The 2773-nt window shown below is 38.5% G+C and carries 3 protein-coding genes; 1 reads left to right on the top strand and 2 read right to left on the bottom strand.

What is annotated here, in order from left to right; translation table 11 throughout:
* The coding region (locus H5187_RS23035) for a transposase domain-containing protein (RefSeq protein WP_182797494.1) at nucleotides 1-186 on the top strand (186 nt) is incomplete at its 5' end.
* Here H5187_RS23035 and H5187_RS23030 read toward each other — a convergent pair.
* Both H5187_RS23030 and H5187_RS23025 read right to left on the bottom strand, forming a co-directional pair.
* A complete protein-coding gene (locus H5187_RS23030) occupies nucleotides 183-512 on the bottom strand; it encodes a hypothetical protein (RefSeq protein WP_182798423.1) in 330 nt (109 codons plus the stop codon). The genes H5187_RS23035 and H5187_RS23030 overlap by 4 nt on opposite strands.
* Before the next feature lie 595 nt (nucleotides 513-1107).
* Nucleotides 1108-2568 (bottom strand): hypothetical protein, encoded by a 1461-nt coding sequence (locus tag H5187_RS23025; protein ID WP_182798422.1) that lies wholly within the window; start codon nucleotides 2566-2568, stop codon nucleotides 1108-1110.
* Nucleotides 2569-2773: the final 205 nt, after the last annotated feature.

Here is a 2773-nt window from a genome sequence, read left to right as displayed (position 1 = left end):
AAAAACTGGTTGTTCTCAAATACCTGCAATGGTGCTCATGCCAGCGCTATACTTTATAGTCTTATTGAAACCGCAAAGGCAAATGACCTTGTGGTGCATGACTATATCTCTACTTGCTTACAGCGTCTTGCTGAGCAGCCTGATAACCTTGAGCCACTGCTACCTTGGAACATTAAGCAAAGCTAGGTGTCGTTAGCTATACGCTTACCCTCTAGCAAGTGCTTTGATTGGAAACTCCTATCAACCAACTGGTCTAGCAGCTGATGTAAGCTAAAATTAGATGATTTCGTTGATCTATCAAATAACCAAGCGTGAGTTTCAACAATCAAAGAGGCATACATTGTATCTTGTATAACATGAATGCTCCTTTGAACCTGTGGCTCCAAATGTGTAAAAGATTCATGCAAATCAATTGATGTTGATAACAGTTCTTTTCGTTCGAGTAGATTTAAATAGCCAATCATCACTGCATCAACTTGCTTTTTAAACTTCGGAAGCTGTTCTTTTCGCATTTTTACCCTCAAAGTACCAACGCATAGTTCATTTGCCAAGTGCTGGCGCTAATTTTGGGAGCCAAAATTCGTGACAGTACGATTTCAATTGGAACGTCTTGTGTACGCCCAACATGGGCATTGACTTATGAGGTGAAAGTCCTCTGTAGGAAGATCACCGTTTAAATAACATACTGTTATTTAAAGATAACTACTAGCGAATGGCAAGGGCTAAATCGCGAGAGATAGTCTGGAGGAAGCAGCTAGCACAAGATAGCGAAGTCATGTGATCTAACGGCCACCGTAAATGATGCAGTTGCGCAGAGACAGTCGATGCACCTTATTCGGGGAGTTCTGATAAATAAACACGCATCCGCGCTAACGCTTGGAGATTACCAGTTAGGGACTGGTTGTTCAACCCTTGGCGTTCTGGTTGCTGCGACCTACAGCGAGCGAAATAGCTGTAAACAAGCGTTAGTTTAGACGCGCTTTATCGAGTAATCGCTAAAGTGATTTATCAGAAGTCAGCAGACGGTATAGTAGCCAAACGCCCATCGTAATGGAGGGGACACGGTGAAAAGTGCCAAAAGCGAACACTCATAACCTTAGTCACTTGTTATGCATTTATCCAACCGGAAACCAGGAGCTTAAGATTATTCCATCCGGATAATACACCTATAATCGTAGCGATTGTTACTACTATAGATAGTATAAACATCCATTTTTGAAGTTTATACATCACATATATGCTTTGTACTGACAAGTAGTTTGTCAACCCTGAGTCAATTATGGCTGCGGATTCCTTAACTTGCTTCAGCTGATAATTTGCATTATCAATCGTATTTTTTCCTAAATCCACTGTTTCTTTTCTAAATAGATCTATTAGTTCACCAACCTCTGAAATTGAGCGTGCTATCCAACGCCCCGATTGCTTAATTTCGTGCTCAAACCTCGAAATAATTACTATCGTTCTCTTTAGCTCCTGAATATTGTATTGGTTTCTTTGAGTTAGCTTTTTTCTTTTGTAAAGATTTTTAAAGCCATGGCCGCGCAAAATTTCAACTTTGTTTCTGTATTTTTCTATAACACTAAAAATCGTAGATGAAACAGCTATAGCTCTCACTTTATATTCAAGAAAATCACCAAATTCAGATTCATTCTTTGAGTCAAATTTGGCCACCACGTCTGATACCATATATTTATGATTGTTAGACCTTGGTCCTGAAACTAAAAAGTCTTCCCCTTCTAAAGTATCAAATCCATTAGCATCTATTCCGTACTCATTAAGCCAGCCACTATATTCAAGCAGCCAATTTCTGCGTTCATCTGGTTCTATTGGGTTCCCAGATATTTTGTAAACATCAATATATGATACTGCATCCATTGTTTGAGGCTTCCAGCTAAAGCCTTTTTTTACCCAAGCCTCAATTCCTGTTCTGACGGAGTCTTTTTTATTGTTAATAGATTTAATAGCACAATCGGTACCTGTACCCACTGTGTATCCTCGATGTAGACTACTAAGAGGCCAAAACTTTTTAAATTCCACGGGCCCAAGATAAACCTGATTTTGAATCTCGCTTAATGCTTTGCTTACTGAATCATTCAACTGAAACTCAAATATGATACATGCTACAGATGGAAGTATTCTGTGAAACGATAATGAAACATTTTTAACGTCTAGAGGTAGGCTTTCATCCACTGCCACATAAGGAAGGTAAACCCCTTGCTCCCTTGCTATATAGCCGAGATTGTGCCAACTACTTGCATGTAATTTATCTATAGACTCTTTAAGAGATGTAACAAACGTCTGTATGTTTTCATTTTTTGGGAAATATTGTTTCAATCCTTTGATCACATTATCAAAATCTTCGTGCTCAAAAGTTAAAACCAAAGTTATTTGGCTTAGTTCTATATTTGATTCTTTAGGCGAATTTCGTCTTTCAAGTTCTTTAGACGACCATTTTTTCTGTCGCTCTCTAATATCCTGTAAACTTGAAATCGTGCCTTTTCTGAATCTAGGAAGGCCTTCAACTAAATCAAGAATTTTGGTTGAAATTTTGAGTTTTAAATTATCCATTTATAAACAGCAACCTTACTTCGATTTTGATGCATAACATTTTAGTATTTATGCGACACGCTGTTTGTGTTGCATAATCGCTTGTGTACGCCCGACATGGGCATTGACTTATGAGGTGAAAGTCCTCTGTAGGAAGATCACCGTTTAAATAACATACTGTTATTAAACGATAACTACTAGCGAATGGCAAGGGCTAAATCGCGAG

It is taken from the genome of Pseudoalteromonas sp. SG44-1 (assembly GCF_014164315.1).
Lineage (GTDB): Bacteria > Pseudomonadota > Gammaproteobacteria > Enterobacterales > Alteromonadaceae > Pseudoalteromonas > Pseudoalteromonas rhizosphaerae.
The sequence above is the reverse complement of the archived record's forward strand: the minus strand, read 5'-3'. Positions and strand labels throughout refer to the sequence as shown.

Coding starts and splice junctions, on each gene's coding strand:
- H5187_RS23030 (WP_182798423.1), bottom strand. CDS start 512: ATGCGAAAAGAACAGCTTCCGAAGTTTAAAAAGCAAGTTGATGCAGTG.
- H5187_RS23025 (WP_182798422.1), bottom strand. CDS start 2,568: ATGGATAATTTAAAACTCAAAATTTCAACCAAAATTCTTGATTTAGTT.